The sequence below is a fragment of the Paenibacillus sp. FSL F4-0100 genome (genome assembly GCF_037993005.1).
Taxonomy (GTDB): Bacteria; Bacillota; Bacilli; order Paenibacillales; family Paenibacillaceae; genus Paenibacillus_AQ.
In genome coordinates this window covers 6,112,997-6,126,305 of sequence record NZ_CP150303.1, presented here as the reverse complement: position 1 = coordinate 6,126,305, position 13,309 = coordinate 6,112,997, and the positions used below count along the sequence as shown (strand labels likewise).

Below are 13,309 nucleotides of genomic sequence, written 5' to 3'. Positions count from 1 at the left end.
GAAAGTTTTAGATTGTTTTTTGGAATAGTTATGGTACTATATGCAATGAGGAGGGGATTCATTATGCTGACGGAAGAAAGATACCGAATCATTCTAGAGCGCTTGCAAGAACGCGGCGTCGTGAAGTTGCAGGAATTGGTTGAACTCCTTGAAGCTTCGGAATCAACAGTAAGGCGTGACTTGATCGATCTTGAAGAACGTCAATTATTAAAGCGCATTCATGGCGGAGCGGCTCTGCCGAGCCCTAAGATACAGGAACCTGGAATTGAGGAAAAAACGTTCAAAAACATTCAACAAAAAAATGTCGTTGCTCGTTTAGCGGCCGCACAGGTAGAGGATGGAGAAAGCATTTACCTGGATGCGGGAACGACCACGCTGGCGATGATACCGTTCATCGACGCGAAGGACGTCACGGTTGTTACAAACGGTTTATCCCACATCGAAGCGCTGGTAAGCAAGAGAATCAAAAGCTATCTACTTGGCGGCATGATGAAAATTCATACCAAAGCCGTCATCGGAAGCATTGCGCTGCAAAATATGGACAACTTCCGTTTTGACCGCTGCTTTTTGGGCACGAACGGTGTGGATGTAGAGATGGGCTACACCACGCCCGATCCGGAAGAAGCTTTGATTAAGCGGCGAGCCCATCAGCTGTCCGCCTCCAGTTATGTCCTTGCGGATTCCAGCAAAATAGGTGAGGTTTCCTTCGCTAAATTGCTGGATCTGAACGAAGCAACGCTAATTACAGAGCCCTTGCCGGAATCATGGAAGAAGGCCATTTCACAGAAAACCAAAATAATTGAGGGATCATGATGATATATACGGTAACACTGAATCCTTCCATTGATTACATCGTGGAAGTTGAGCATATCGAGCTTGGCGGATTGAACAGAATGAGCCGGGACATGAAGTTTCCGGGGGGGAAAGGAATTAATGTATCGCGGGTGCTGAACCAGCTTGGAGCTGATAATACGGCCATCGGTTTCCTGGGCGGATTCACCGGCTGTTATATAGACGAGATGCTGGGCAAGGAAGGAATTCGGACTGATTTCGTAAATATCGCGGACGATACTCGCATCAACGTCAAACTTAAGCATGGCGACGAGACCGAGATCAACGGCCTGGGTCCTATCATCCATGAGGAAGAGACGAAAGAGCTGCTTCATAAGCTGTCACAGCTTCAAGCAGGGGATATCGTTGTGTTGTCCGGCAGCGTTCCGCCTTCGCTGGGTCCTGACTTCTATGGCCGTCTTATCGAAGCGTGCCGGAAGAGCGGCTCCGAATTCGTGATGGACACCACCGGCGAGGCGCTGATGAAGGCTTTGGCTTGGAAGCCGCTCCTCGTGAAGCCGAATCATCACGAACTGGCCGAGTTATTCGGCGTTGTTATCGACTCAAGCGAGAAGCTTGTGGAGTATGGCCGAAAGCTGCTTGAGGAAGGAGCGCAGCATGTCCTTATCTCCATGGCAGGCGAAGGGGCGCTGTTTATCACGACTGATCGGGTATATCATGCCAACGTACCGTCAGGTACAGTCCGTAATTCTGTTGGGGCCGGCGATTCGATGATTGCCGGATTCGTCGGTACGCTTGCGATGGGCAAGGATCCGATCGAGGCATTCCGGACAGGAGTCGCCTCGGGAAGCGCGACGGCGTTCTCGGACGATTTGGCTGTGCGGGAAACGATTGATCGACTTCTTCCGCAGGTTAGGATCACGGAATGGTAAGCTGCTTTACTACGAATCCGGCGGTTATGACGCGGTTATGGCGTGGTAGTCATCACGATGATTTCAAGGGAGTGTGAACCAGCATGAATATTACGGATTTAATGGTACAAGAAACGATGATCATGGACCTGAAGGCGGTCACGAAGGAGGCAGCCATTGATGAATTGATCGCAAGCCTGGCAGCAAGCGGACGGATCAACGATCCGGTCTTGTTCAAAGAGATGATTCTGAAGCGTGAAGCCGAATCCAGTACGGGGATCGGGGGCGGCATCGCGATGCCGCACGCAAAGACGAAAGCGGTTAATGAACCAACCGTTGTGTTTGCCAAGAGCAGACAGGGCGTGGATTTCGAAGCGCTGGACGGAGAGGCGGCGTATGTGTTTTTTATGATCGCTGCTCCGGAAGGAGCCGGGAATACCCATCTCCGCACACTTGCCGCGCTATCACGGCTGCTGATCGATGCGGAATTCATCGGTCAATTGATGAATACGAACACGCCCGGGGAAGTGACGGCTTTATTCGATTCGAAACAGGAGATCGAAGAAGCTGCCAAAGCGGAGAAGGAAGCGGCCAAGAGAAGGGAAGCGGCAAAAAAGGAATCGGAGAAGCATCAGGAATCCGATATGACTTCCCAATCTGACCCTATGAAGGGTCCTGCCGGAACCTCGGAAGCTTTTGTTGTTGCCGTAACGGCGTGCCCAACCGGTATTGCCCATACATTTATGGCTGAAGATGCCCTGAAGAAAAAAGCCCAGGAAATGGGCGTCGAAATTCGGGTGGAGACCAATGGCTCGGAAGGTGCGCAAAACGTGTTGACGGAAGAGGAAATCCGCAGGGCTGCAGGCGTCATCATTGCGGCCGACAAAAACGTGGAAATGGCCCGTTTTAACGGAAAGCCCGTGCTCCAGCGACCTGTCAGCGACGGTATCCGCAAATCGGAGGAGCTGATTCGCAAGGCGATGAGCGGCGATGCGCCGATCTACCGGAGCGAAGGCGGCGGTGAGTCGCAGACGAAAGAGAAGGGCAGTATTGGCACTAAAGTGTATAAGGACCTGATGAATGGTATTTCGCATATGCTGCCATTCGTCGTGGGAGGCGGCATTCTTCTGGCTGTCTCCTTCCTGATCGAGCAGCTTGCAGGTGAACATCATCCCCTCTTTCAGCTGCTGCAGACGATTGGCGGGGGAGACGGCGCCTTCCACTTCCTGATTCCGGTTCTGGCGGGATTCATTGCACTGAGTATAGGTGATCGTCCGGCATTGATGCCCGGCATGGTCGGAGGCCTGATGGCCCTCAATTCCAATTCGGGATTCCTAGGCGGACTTGCGGCAGGTTTCTTGGCGGGGTATGTGGTGATCCTGCTGCGCAAAGCATTTGCCGGACTGCCAAAAGCACTTGACGGCTTAAAGCCGATTCTGCTGTACCCGGTTGTCGGCCTCCTTGTCACCGGAACAATCATGTTCTACCTGTTTGATCCGTTCTTCAGCTGGATCAATCTCGGTCTGGTTGATATTCTGAACAATCTGGGTACCGGCAACGCGGTGATTCTCGGTCTTATTCTGGGTGGAATGATGTCGATTGATATGGGTGGTCCCTTTAATAAAGCGGCTTATGCATTTGCGATCGGCGTATTTACATCCAGCGGCAACACAAACGGAGCCATGATGGCTGCAGTTATGGCTGGCGGGATGGTTCCTCCGCTCGCCATTGCGCTGGCAACGACGTTTTTCAAGCATAAGTTTACGGAGCAGGAACGAAAGTCCGGCGTGACCAACTACGTGATGGGCCTTTCCTTCATAACGGAGGGCGCGATCCCGTTTGCCGCAGCCGATCCGCTGCGTGTGCTGACATCCTGTATCCTCGGCTCGGCAGTTGCCGGCGGGTTGACGCAGCTGTGGAGGATCAACGTCCCTGCTCCTCATGGGGGGATCTTTGTTGCAGCACTGGCGAACCATGCGCTTCTGTTCTTGCTGGCCGTTCTTATTGGCGCGGTAATATCAGGCATGCTGCTTGGTCTATGGAAGAAGCCGCTTGAACGTAATTAGGATTCATATAGATGAGACAAAACGAGTTTGGGGTGGGCATTTTTGCTTACTCTGGACTCGTTTTTTTCTTTGTGGGTTGGGCCATTTCTACAAATGACTGCATGTTATAATCTAGTCGTGATAGAAAATGAAAGGAGAGATAATAGAGATGATGGAACAGAACAGCAAAGGTCGAGGTCCTGAGCAGCTTATCGAAGAAATCAACCGGACGTCCGCAGCCGAAGGGATGGCGGCGGTATGGTTTCTGGGGCAGGAGAGCGTTGTCCTTAAAGGCGGAGAGGTTGTCATCTATATCGACCCTTATATGTCAGATGATCTGGAACGCAAAGCGGGATTCCAGCGCGCATTTCCTGCACCGCTGAAGCCGGAGCATATCACGAATGCGAACATAGTGCTGATCACCCATGAGCATGACGATCATATGGATCTGGGAACGATTGCGGTCATAGCCAAACAGAATCCGGAGACAGCCTTTGTTGCACCAGCTTGCTGTCATGAAGCGATGAGAGAGGCTGGCGTCGCACCGGCGCGCTTGTTCGCGGCGGTGTGCGATCAATGGCAGCAGTTTGAGGGCTTCCGTCTGATGGCGATTCCGGCTGCCCATGAAACCTTGGATGAGCATGAACAGTTTGGACACCGATTTGTCGGATATCTGGTGGATATCCAGGGCGTGTTGATTTACCATGCAGGAGATACCGTCGTTTATCCTGGTCTGGTTGAAAGATTACAGGCGCATTCGATTGATATCGGGATGGTGCCGATCAACGGGGGAGATGCCTTCCGCCGGAATGATGGGATCGTTGGAAATATGGGCTTCCGGGAGGCCGCAGAGCTTGCCGCAGTATCGAGATTCGATCTGACCATTCCGATGCACTACGATATTTTCCCTTGGAATGGAGAGAAGCCAGGGTATTTTGTGGATTATTGTTATGAGAATTATCCATATATGAAGACCAAGGTGATGGCACGGACCGAGCGTTTAATTTATGTAAAAGATTAAAAGCGAAAAGCATCCGAATTGAACACGGTGGAATTTTTTTCAAATGCGGGACAGCAAGTTCGCAATTTTTCGAAATGACAAGCATATAAATAAGACATGCCCTTATAAATGGAGATGGGGAAATGGTGTCATTTCGAAAACATGTCATTATCGTGATCGGCAGTTTTCTGATCGCGATGGGGACCAATTTTTTTCTTGTCCCGCATAAAGTTTTGGACGGTGGAGTTATCGGCATAGCTCTGATTGCTAACTATGTGTTTGATCTACATATTGGATTCGTCATCATTTTGTGCAGCATTCCCATGTTTATCGCAGCCTGGATATTAAATCGCGAAATCTTTTACAATAGTCTGTCAGGCATGCTGATATCTTCATTTATCATCGATTTGCTTTCACCGCTGCAACCGGGTTTTTTGCGATTTTTTGCCCCGAATGTCATCCTAAGCGCGCCTCTGGGCGGGGCTTTGATCGGAGCCGGCCTTGGATTTATGCTTAGAAACAATGCAAGCACGGGCGGAACGGACCTGTTGGCGCATTTCCTGGCAAAATATTTGCCGTTAAATGTAGGCGTCATTATTTTGCTGATGGATGTCGTTATCATCGGTTTCGGAGGCATCCTGCTGTCGGGAAGCACCTTCATGTATTCCGTTTTGACAATAGTAGCAGGCGGGTTTACGACGGGAATGCTTACGCAGAAGCGTTGGTTCAAAAAGAGACGGATTAAATAAACAGACAAGCCTATCAAGTCGACTCTTGATAGGCTTGTCTGTTTATGAAAATAACAATATTTAGCAAAAAATGTATTACAAAATCAGTACATCATTTTTTATCTTTGGGCATGAGCTTCTTTAAACGCGTTGATATATGCGCGTGCCTTTTCCGTAATCAGACTGAAGTCTCCATTCTTTAGCGCGTCCTTGGTCAGATCCGATCCGATCCCGACCGCAAACGCCCCGGCCTTGATCCATTCATGCAGATTGTCCAAATTTACGCCCCCGGTTGGCATGATGTTGGCTTGCGGGAGAGGACCCTTCAGGGATGGAATGACGGATGGGGAGTACAAATTCCCCGGGAAGAGCTTAACGACATCGACGCCAAGTTCAAGAGCGGCGACGATATCATGAACGGTTACGGCACCCGGCATCACCGGGACGCGGTAACGATTACTGAGGAGAATGGTATCGCGGTCGAAGCCGGGCGAGACCACAAATTCGGCGCCGGCAAGAATGGTGATTCTGGCTGTTTCGGCATCCAGAACCGTGCCTGCGCCGATAATGGCATAATTATCCGCTTGCGGATCTTTGGAGGAGTACATTTTGGCCAGCGTTGTAATGGCTTCGGTAGCAAACGGTACAGTCATGGTTACTTCAATTACCTTGATACCGCCTTCAATCGCACGTTTGGCAATCTCGACAACCTCTTCAGGGGAATCCCCGCGAAGGACAGCAACGACACCTGCATGATGAATTTGTTCGATTAGTCTTAGTTTTTTCATGTAAACACACTCCTTCTCGTCTATGAATGGATTAGAAAGATGGCTCGTTTAAAGAACAGGAGTTAACGTTCGATATGAGCAGCATTCCCGCGCCGCTGCTCTACTTCTTCCCATGTCGGAAGTGCTTCCCAATCACCGGGCGCTTGGATCACCAGTGAACCGGTTAAACCGGCCAGTGAAAGAGCTTCTTCGGGTGTCCAGCCTTTGGCAATACCAGCAAGGAAACCGGCACAGAAGCCGTCGCCTGCTCCCACGGTATCCACCACTTGATCCACCTGCTCAAAGGGAAGGGAATAGGTGTGGTTCTTGTGGACAATGACATTGCTCCCATTGAAACTTTTGATTATTGACATTGCGGGAAGCTGTCGCAGACGATCCAGGATCACCTGCTCGTCCTCTGTTTCGAACAGCAGCTTGCATTCATCATAGCCCGGAAGAAAATAATCACAGACTTCCGCAAGCTCCAGCAGTACAGGACGTGCTTCCTCGATATTCCATAGCTTGAGCCTGAGGTTAGGGTCAAAGCTGATCAGGACGCCATGCGCTTTGCATACGGAAATGACATGCCGTATTGTCTCCAGGCAGCTGCTGCTTAAAGCTGCGGTGATGCCGGTAAAATGAAGGATGCGGGCATTGGCTATGTATTCGGAGTCTACATGGTCCGGCGTCATTTGGCTGGCGGCAGAGCCTTTACGGTAGTAATAGACGGAGGATTGGCCGCGAACATTCTGTCGCAGCATAAGACCGGTCGGTGCAGCATCCGTTTGTCTGGCGGCGGAAATGTCGACACCTTCGCCTCGAAGCGTTTTCAAAATACCGGTTCCGATCGGATCGTTGCCAAGTTGACCGAACCATCCGCTGCTGCAGCCAAGCCTGGCTAATCCGATGGCGAGATTGCTTTCGGCACCACCGAAGGATTGTGCCATGTTTCCTCCTTGACCTATGCCCCGTGTGCCTTCCGGATATAATAATCCCATCGATTCACCGAACGTGATGACATCGATAGAACGCGTACCATTCTTCATAGAATCTACCCCTTTGTATTCAGTCTCCGTTATTAACACTTTACCCTGATGGGGAAGATAACTCAATAATAAATAACACAATATAAAGTACCTCCTATCAGGGGAAGATAGGAGGTATGCATGGGCTTACACGCGATGGAGCTAACAAAAAAAATGGTTAGAAACCTTTATACTGAGGCTCTTCCTGTTCAAGCTGTTGAACCCGCTGGGCCACTTGGTCCACGACTTGCTGTGTTTGTGATGCTGCAGCTGTGAACAAATCCTTGGCATTTTGATCTTGCGTGGACAGTGCAAATTGCTCAAGGCTGGCCTGAGCGCTTTTTAAGGATGAGAGACATGTTTTGACATCGGATGCTACGGTCATTGGTTTTTATCACTCCTTTCATGCGTAATAATGTACGCATTTTGCAGAAGAACATGCATGAAGTATAGCCTGGGAAATAATGGTGTGATTTCTGGAAGGATATTTGACAATAATCTATAGAGTGATTATTAAGTCGAGACATCAAATGAGGAGGCTTTATTGTGGCCCAATGGTTGGAAATTGTACTTAGAACCTTATGTGCTGTGGTTGTGTTGTTTCTGATGACGAAAGTGCTGGGAAAGCGACAGGTTTCGCAGCTTTCTTTTTTTGAATATTTAACGGGGATTACGATCGGCAGCTTGGCCGCCTATATCTCCTTGGATCTTGAGGCGAACTGGTATTTGGGATTAATTGGGCTGGGCGTATGGGTAGGCTGTTCATTACTTATTGAATTCCTCCAAATCAAGAGCAAGAAGGCCAGGGACTTTATCGATTTTAAGGCGACCGTACTCATTAAAGATGGGAAGATATTAGAAGGCAATTTAAAGAAAGAAAGACTGACTACCGATGAGTTAATGGAGCAGTTGCGGAAAAAAGACGTGTTTCAGGTCGCTGACGTGGAATTTGCCATCATGGAGTCAAGCGGGGAGATTAATATTCTGCAGACACGTGAGAATCTGCCTTTAACCCCTAAAGATCTTGGTATCCAGGTAGCGCCGGAAAAAGTTGCACAGGTTGTGGTCATGGATGGTAAAGTCATGGATGAACCGCTGCGCGTCGCAGGCTTCAATCAGGGATGGCTGGTGGAAGAACTGGACAAGCAGGGCGCCAAGATCAAGGACGTATTTCTTGCCCAGGTAGATGCTTATGGACAACTAACCATCGATTTATATGATGATCAGATTCAGGTTCCCAAAAATGAGGAGCGGAAACTGCTCTATGCGAATTTAAAGAAATGTCAGGCGGACTTGGAGTTATTCAGCCTCAGCACAAAGAGTAAGAAGGCCAAGAAAATGTATGAAGAATGCTCCAAACAGATTGAGAAAATTATAGCGGAGGTAAAGCCAATCCTAAATACTTAATTCGGGCGCCGCCGAGTCATAATTCCGTGAAAATCAGAATAGGATATTTTTGTGTATTAAAAGGAGCCGGTTGCCGCCGACTCCTCACACAGCAGATCATCACCTGCAAGGTGGATATTTGCTTGCAACCAGACGTAAGAAATAGATTCATCTGTACAAGGGACGGGTCTATTTCTTATTATGGAAGGCAAGGATCGAGACGACCAGAGTGGCGAACGATATCATTAAAGCCAAAGCTTCATTCACGCCCATGCCTATCACCTCCTGCTGCCACCCTTGCCAGCTGGTCTACTGTACTATATAATATGCCAATTGCTTACAATAAAAGAACCTTTTTGTAGGAAGCGCTTACATAAAATGTTGATTTTTTGACGAGATCAAAAAGTATAAACTCCAGAGGCTTATCATACTTATCTCGGTACTAAAGGTGACATATAATCCGGAAAACTGGGAGAGCAGCAAATGCCGCTCTCCCAGTTTCTGTTTTTCAATAGGATATCGATACAGTTTCAAGTTTCAAGCGGGTTTATGATTAGCCTTAGGTTTGTGTTTGCGTTTGCGGAACAGGGAGGCAATCCAATAGAAAACAGGGATTAACTCTATAAGAATAAAGAACATCACCATCTCGAATGAATTGAAGTCCTGGAGAAAGCGGATTGGATTTTGCGAATATTGGTATGCAATCACGATAGCGGTTCCCCCAACGATGGCGATTAGTGGCCCATCCATTTGCTTCAGGTTAAACAATTTGGCAAGGCAACTTACACTTACGTGGATGAGAAAGGCGCTATGGAAAAACATCGAACTGCTCCATAATCCAATGATAAGTGGATCGGCATTAGCGAGGAACCCACTAGCTGCGCGCATTAATTCAACAAGTGGATATTGCATTTCCCGCCCTAGATAAGGGCCGAAATTCAGTAAAGCAGAAGCCCATTGGAGCAATATACCAATAGTCACCAATATCCCTGCGACAGCGAGGTTTCGAAACGATTTCCGATTAAACTGGATATAGGGAGCGAGAAAGAGGAAGATGATCCATTCGGCGAAGAAAGAAAGACAGAACAGGGCGTCCTTAACTGCAGACTCATAATTATGATGCCTGACCGTCGCAATCATCATATCGAAATGGGCTTCCTTGAAGAAAAACATGTTCATGGACACGATCGCAATGACAATGACGAGAAAAAGCCCGTCTGAAATATAAATCATCGTCTCCATGCCCCATCTGGTGGTAACCATAACGACCAAACCCACGATCAGGAGCACGAACCATTGAGGAGTTTCACGCATGTAATTGGTGTCGAAGAATAAAGTGAAGCTTTCGATATCCATCCCTATGTAATTGATCGACCAGAAGAAAACCAAAGCGACGATCGGAACGTGAATCCATTTGCTCACTAGTTTACTGCCGAAATCGATCCAGGGTTTCTGAGGGTCCCACAGCGCGAGCTTTACGGTAAACCACAGGAAGATTAGACTCATCGCATAGCCGCCGAGAATCGCGGCCCATCCTAAATAAGCGGAGTTCCACAATAAGGGACTGATCAGAAATCCAGTAGGTATGGCGTTAAGATAGACAAATCCGAAACGGAACAGCTGCCAGGGAGTATTGCGCATGTCGGGTTCGTACATCCTTTCCGTTATAGATTTTATTACCCTATGTTATTAAGCCAACCGAACAGCAGCATAATCAGTTGGTTGGGGGTCAGCCACTCGTGATAAAACAAGGCGAATAAATTCCAGACGGTAAACGCAAGGATCAGAAGGAGAACCGTCCATTTTTCACGAGGTGCTTTTGCCTTTTTCTTCGCGATATACCATTCCACCAAGGAATACACGAGGAACAGAAGAGCGAGCATGGGCAAACCTCCTTATTTCGGATTCATTTTGAGTATGGATCCGAAGTTTCGAATCTTGATGTCGGTAACAACTTGGATCTCAACTTCGTTTTTGTAATAATCGGGCCAGTTGGCATGAACTCTTTTCCAATGATCCGGATAGTTCCAATCCACCAGCATGCCAAGCTGCAGGATGTCTGCTCCTACTCGTTGCGAGGTATGAAGAGCCTTTGTTAAATGACCGGTGATTTGCTCATTGAGCTCACGCTCGATGAGCTCTTTCACCTGAAGGGTATCAAGCTGCTTCTGCTTTTGTTTGTATACGATATCGCCTGTTCCGTTTAGCTTTACCGTGAACACTGGATGACCCGAAACCATGCGAACAGACTTCTTAGAGCTTGATGTGATGAGAAACACGCTTGCCTTCTTACCTTCATCCCATGAAACGGTATACATAGGACCTTTTACCTCGTTTACTGCCCAACTGACAGCAAGTGACTCCTTCATCGGGAGTGTAGCAACTAGTTTATGATGATGGAAAAGCGCCGTGCCTTGAATCCCTGTCCAAGGCTTCAGTTTCTCCTGATCGGCGACCATAGGCTTCATGCCTGTTGCCAAATAGGTCAAGGCATAGCCTTGGTTGGCCGATTCGGCATAGAGGTAATCCTTTAAGTTCGTCGTGATCATGTTGTGTTGGTCCGCAAAACGGGTGAGCACCTCCGAGGGCATCTGCTCAAAGACCGGCGTCAGCTCCGCGGCTTTTTTCGCATCTCCGGACGCAACCATTAAATAAGTACTGAGGATGGTTGTCGGTTCTCGCTGTAACCAGTCCGTAAGCTCCTCTAATCCCGCCTCCGCGTAGCTTTTGCCAACGACAACGACCTTGGCGTGACTGAAGTCCAAACGCCTGGAAAGATCCCGTTGAATCAGGTGCAAGGCATCCTGCACAGTGCTGGAGGTCTTGGTTACCGTGGCATACGGTTCACCACCACCTTGCTTGCCTGCTTGGCTTCCAGATGTAAGCCGATTTGGAAGGGGGGCACTAATCGTAACTTCTACGGTGTCGTCTTGCTGACCTTTATTCACATACATGGCAAATACAAAGGTTTGCTGATTGATCTCAACCTTGGTCATCGTGAAACCGCAACCCGTCAACAGCGTTAGGGGAAGCACTATTTTGAACATGTTAAACAATTTGAGTAGAGGCATTATGGCTTTCTTCTCCTTAAATTGTTGGATGACGCATAGGTCTTAGGCCGCTTCTTCATCAGCATGGATGGCGCCCTCAGGAAGGTATCCTTCCATTCAGATATCACAAGCGGCGCAACGGGCTGCAGATAAGGTGTATTAAAAGACTTCAGGGAAGCCATGTGACCATACACAAGGAAGGCAGCAGCAAATACGCCGATAAGACCGAGTGTCCCTCCCAGAATGAGTATGGGGAAGCGCAGTAAGCGGAACGCAAGCCCGAGCTCGAAGTGCGGAATGATATAAGAAGCGATTCCGGTTATGGACACCACAATGACCATCGGGTTGGATACAACACCGGCTGCTACTGCTGCCTGCCCAATGACGATGGCGCCGATGATGGATATGGTCTGCCCGACGGGCTTGGGGATCCGGGTTCCGGCTTCCCGCAAGGCTTCGAAGGTAAGCTCCATGATCAGCGCTTCGGTTAAAGCGGTAAATGGGATGTTCTCACGTGATGCCGCAATCGTGATCAGCAGATCGGTGGGTATGATGGATGGCTGAAATGTGGTGATCGCCACATATAGCGAAGGCATCAGCAATGAAATGACGGCGAACATGAACCGGATAATCCGGATCCAACTGGAAGAGAAGAAGCTGTGATAATAATCCTCGGACGACTGCAGCAGGGAAAATAGAGTGACAGGCACAATAAGAGCTGACGGCGTTCCATCCTGCATGATGCCGACCCTGCCTTCAAGCAGAGAAGCGGCTACGGAATCCGGTCGCTCGGTATATTGAAACTGCGGAAACGGGGATTTCACGCCTTCCTTCATTTGCTCGGACAAGGTGCTGATCCCGAAGGTGCCATCAATGGATATGCTATTCAGCTGCCGGTCCACTTGAGCGACAATTTCGGGTTTGCATAAGCCATCGACATACACCATATATACGGCGGTTTTGGAATAGTCACCAATCTGATAACGTACGGTTTTGAGATCCGTATGCTTGATTTTGTGCCGGAGCAGCGATAAATTCGTACCAATGTCTTCGATAAAAGCTTCTTGCGGCCCGTTCACCACCAGCTCATTCTGAGATTCCGAAACCGCCCGTTTCTGATACAAGGCGATGTCGAATAAATAAGCCTCTGCCAACTGCTCCACAACCACTACCGCTGTGCCTTCGACTATCATATTGGCAATATACTCCGCCGAGGAAGAACGATGAAAAGGAACCGATAGGATATCTCCACGATCCATACGGTCAATGAAGTCGTTAAAATTATGCTGAATCAACGCGGCTTCCTTAATCAGCGGTTTAACGATATGCTCGTGCAGGGTGCTGGTATCCACAATGGATTCAATATAGATAACGGTACACGTCGATCCATGGATACGTAAGGATTGATAGATGACATCCTCGCAATTCGCAAGCCGTTCTTTAACAGGGGCAAGCAGTACGTGCTGCGCCTTCGATTTCATTTTTGTTCTTCCCTCCTTTGCCGGTTCGTAGTAAAGGCTCATCCTCTTTAGAATGCCGTACTTTTAGCAACTTATACCGAATTTTCCAGAGAAACTGGCCAGGGACTGAAGAGAAGTTGAAATA

General features: G+C 48.7%; 13 protein-coding genes. 6 read left to right on the top strand and 7 right to left on the bottom strand.

All coding sequences use genetic code 11. The features are described 5' to 3' along the window. The first annotated feature begins 63 nt into the window (after nt 1-63). The 5 genes from MHH48_RS27735 (at nt 64) to MHH48_RS27715 (ending at nt 5,497) form a co-directional block, all read left to right on the top strand. On the top strand, nt 64-813 hold the full coding sequence (locus tag MHH48_RS27735; RefSeq protein WP_076324436.1) for a DeoR/GlpR family DNA-binding transcription regulator: 750 nt from the start codon (nt 64-66) through the stop codon (nt 811-813). Beyond that, nucleotides 813-1,724 (top strand): 1-phosphofructokinase, encoded by a 912-nt coding sequence (gene pfkB, locus MHH48_RS27730; RefSeq protein WP_076324500.1) that lies wholly within the window; start codon nt 813-815, stop codon nt 1,722-1,724. The genes MHH48_RS27735 and pfkB overlap by 1 nt, the downstream gene beginning before the upstream one ends. An 83-nt stretch (nt 1,725-1,807) precedes the next feature. Beyond that, nucleotides 1,808-3,769 carry a fructose-specific PTS transporter subunit EIIC gene (locus MHH48_RS27725; protein WP_076324435.1) on the top strand — a complete coding sequence of 654 codons (1,962 nt, stop codon included), beginning with the start codon at nt 1,808-1,810 and terminating at the stop codon, nt 3,767-3,769. 148 nt (nt 3,770-3,917) lie between these two features. Continuing rightward, nucleotides 3,918-4,769: an MBL fold metallo-hydrolase gene (locus MHH48_RS27720; RefSeq protein ID WP_076324434.1), complete on the top strand. Its 852-nt coding sequence runs from the start codon at nt 3,918-3,920 to the stop codon at nt 4,767-4,769. A gap of 122 nt (nt 4,770-4,891) precedes the next feature. Further along, nucleotides 4,892-5,497, top strand: a complete 606-nt coding sequence (locus MHH48_RS27715) for a YitT family protein (RefSeq protein ID WP_076324433.1) — start codon at nt 4,892-4,894, stop codon at nt 5,495-5,497. 98 nt (nt 5,498-5,595) lie between these two features. On the opposite strand, the gene MHH48_RS27710 is transcribed toward MHH48_RS27715, so the two are convergent. From MHH48_RS27710 to MHH48_RS27700, 3 genes are all read right to left on the bottom strand, one after another. Continuing rightward, the gene (locus MHH48_RS27710; RefSeq protein WP_076324432.1) at nt 5,596-6,264 is read right to left on the bottom strand and encodes a bifunctional 2-keto-4-hydroxyglutarate aldolase/2-keto-3-deoxy-6-phosphogluconate aldolase; all 669 of its coding nucleotides are present in this window, start codon (nt 6,262-6,264) and stop codon (nt 5,596-5,598) included. A gap of 62 nt (nt 6,265-6,326) precedes the next feature. Then, nucleotides 6,327-7,289, bottom strand: a complete 963-nt coding sequence (locus tag MHH48_RS27705) for a sugar kinase (RefSeq protein WP_076324499.1) — start codon at nt 7,287-7,289, stop codon at nt 6,327-6,329. 157 nt (nt 7,290-7,446) lie between these two features. Then, nucleotides 7,447-7,653: a DUF1657 domain-containing protein gene (locus MHH48_RS27700; protein WP_076324431.1), complete on the bottom strand. Its 207-nt coding sequence runs from the start codon at nt 7,651-7,653 to the stop codon at nt 7,447-7,449. A 161-nt stretch (nt 7,654-7,814) separates the two neighbouring features. On the opposite strand from MHH48_RS27700, the gene MHH48_RS27695 reads away from it, so the two are divergent. Beyond that, nucleotides 7,815-8,675 (top strand): DUF421 domain-containing protein, encoded by an 861-nt coding sequence (locus MHH48_RS27695; protein ID WP_076324430.1) that lies wholly within the window; start codon nt 7,815-7,817, stop codon nt 8,673-8,675. A gap of 516 nt (nt 8,676-9,191) precedes the next feature. Here the strand turns inward: MHH48_RS27695 and MHH48_RS27690 are convergent. Genes MHH48_RS27690 through MHH48_RS27675 form a run of 4 tightly spaced genes read right to left on the bottom strand, consistent with a single transcriptional unit; the run spans nt 9,192 to nt 13,185 of the window. Continuing rightward, on the bottom strand, nt 9,192-10,295 hold the full coding sequence (locus tag MHH48_RS27690) for a GerAB/ArcD/ProY family transporter (protein WP_076324429.1): 1,104 nt from the start codon (nt 10,293-10,295) through the stop codon (nt 9,192-9,194). A gap of 35 nt (nt 10,296-10,330) precedes the next feature. Next, nucleotides 10,331-10,537, bottom strand: a complete 207-nt coding sequence (locus MHH48_RS27685; RefSeq protein WP_076324428.1) for a hypothetical protein — start codon at nt 10,535-10,537, stop codon at nt 10,331-10,333. A gap of 12 nt (nt 10,538-10,549) precedes the next feature. Continuing rightward, on the bottom strand, nt 10,550-11,725 hold the full coding sequence (locus MHH48_RS27680) for a Ger(x)C family spore germination protein (protein ID WP_083659760.1): 1,176 nt from the start codon (nt 11,723-11,725) through the stop codon (nt 10,550-10,552). Continuing rightward, the gene (locus MHH48_RS27675) at nt 11,725-13,185 is read right to left on the bottom strand and encodes a spore germination protein (RefSeq protein ID WP_076324427.1); all 1,461 of its coding nucleotides are present in this window, start codon (nt 13,183-13,185) and stop codon (nt 11,725-11,727) included. The genes MHH48_RS27680 and MHH48_RS27675 overlap by 1 nt, the downstream gene beginning before the upstream one ends. Nucleotides 13,186-13,309: the final 124 nt, after the last annotated feature.

Bases quoted from the DNA above. Each gene is read 5' to 3' on its own strand.
- MHH48_RS27735 (WP_076324436.1), top strand. From the start codon at position 64: ATGCTGACGGAAGAAAGATACCGAATCATTCTAGAGCGCTTGCAAGAA.
- pfkB (WP_076324500.1), top strand. From the start codon at position 813: ATGATATATACGGTAACACTGAATCCTTCCATTGATTACATCGTGGAA.
- MHH48_RS27725 (WP_076324435.1), top strand. From the start codon at position 1,808: ATGAATATTACGGATTTAATGGTACAAGAAACGATGATCATGGACCTG.
- MHH48_RS27720 (WP_076324434.1), top strand. From the start codon at position 3,918: ATGATGGAACAGAACAGCAAAGGTCGAGGTCCTGAGCAGCTTATCGAA.
- MHH48_RS27715 (WP_076324433.1), top strand. From the start codon at position 4,892: ATGGTGTCATTTCGAAAACATGTCATTATCGTGATCGGCAGTTTTCTG.
- MHH48_RS27710 (WP_076324432.1), bottom strand. From the start codon at position 6,264: ATGAAAAAACTAAGACTAATCGAACAAATTCATCATGCAGGTGTCGTT.
- MHH48_RS27705 (WP_076324499.1), bottom strand. From the start codon at position 7,289: ATGAAGAATGGTACGCGTTCTATCGATGTCATCACGTTCGGTGAATCG.
- MHH48_RS27700 (WP_076324431.1), bottom strand. From the start codon at position 7,653: ATGACCGTAGCATCCGATGTCAAAACATGTCTCTCATCCTTAAAAAGC.
- MHH48_RS27690 (WP_076324429.1), bottom strand. From the start codon at position 10,295: ATGCGCAATACTCCCTGGCAGCTGTTCCGTTTCGGATTTGTCTATCTT.
- MHH48_RS27685 (WP_076324428.1), bottom strand. From the start codon at position 10,537: ATGCTCGCTCTTCTGTTCCTCGTGTATTCCTTGGTGGAATGGTATATC.
- MHH48_RS27680 (WP_083659760.1), bottom strand. From the start codon at position 11,725: ATGCCTCTACTCAAATTGTTTAACATGTTCAAAATAGTGCTTCCCCTA.
- MHH48_RS27675 (WP_076324427.1), bottom strand. From the start codon at position 13,185: ATGAAATCGAAGGCGCAGCACGTACTGCTTGCCCCTGTTAAAGAACGG.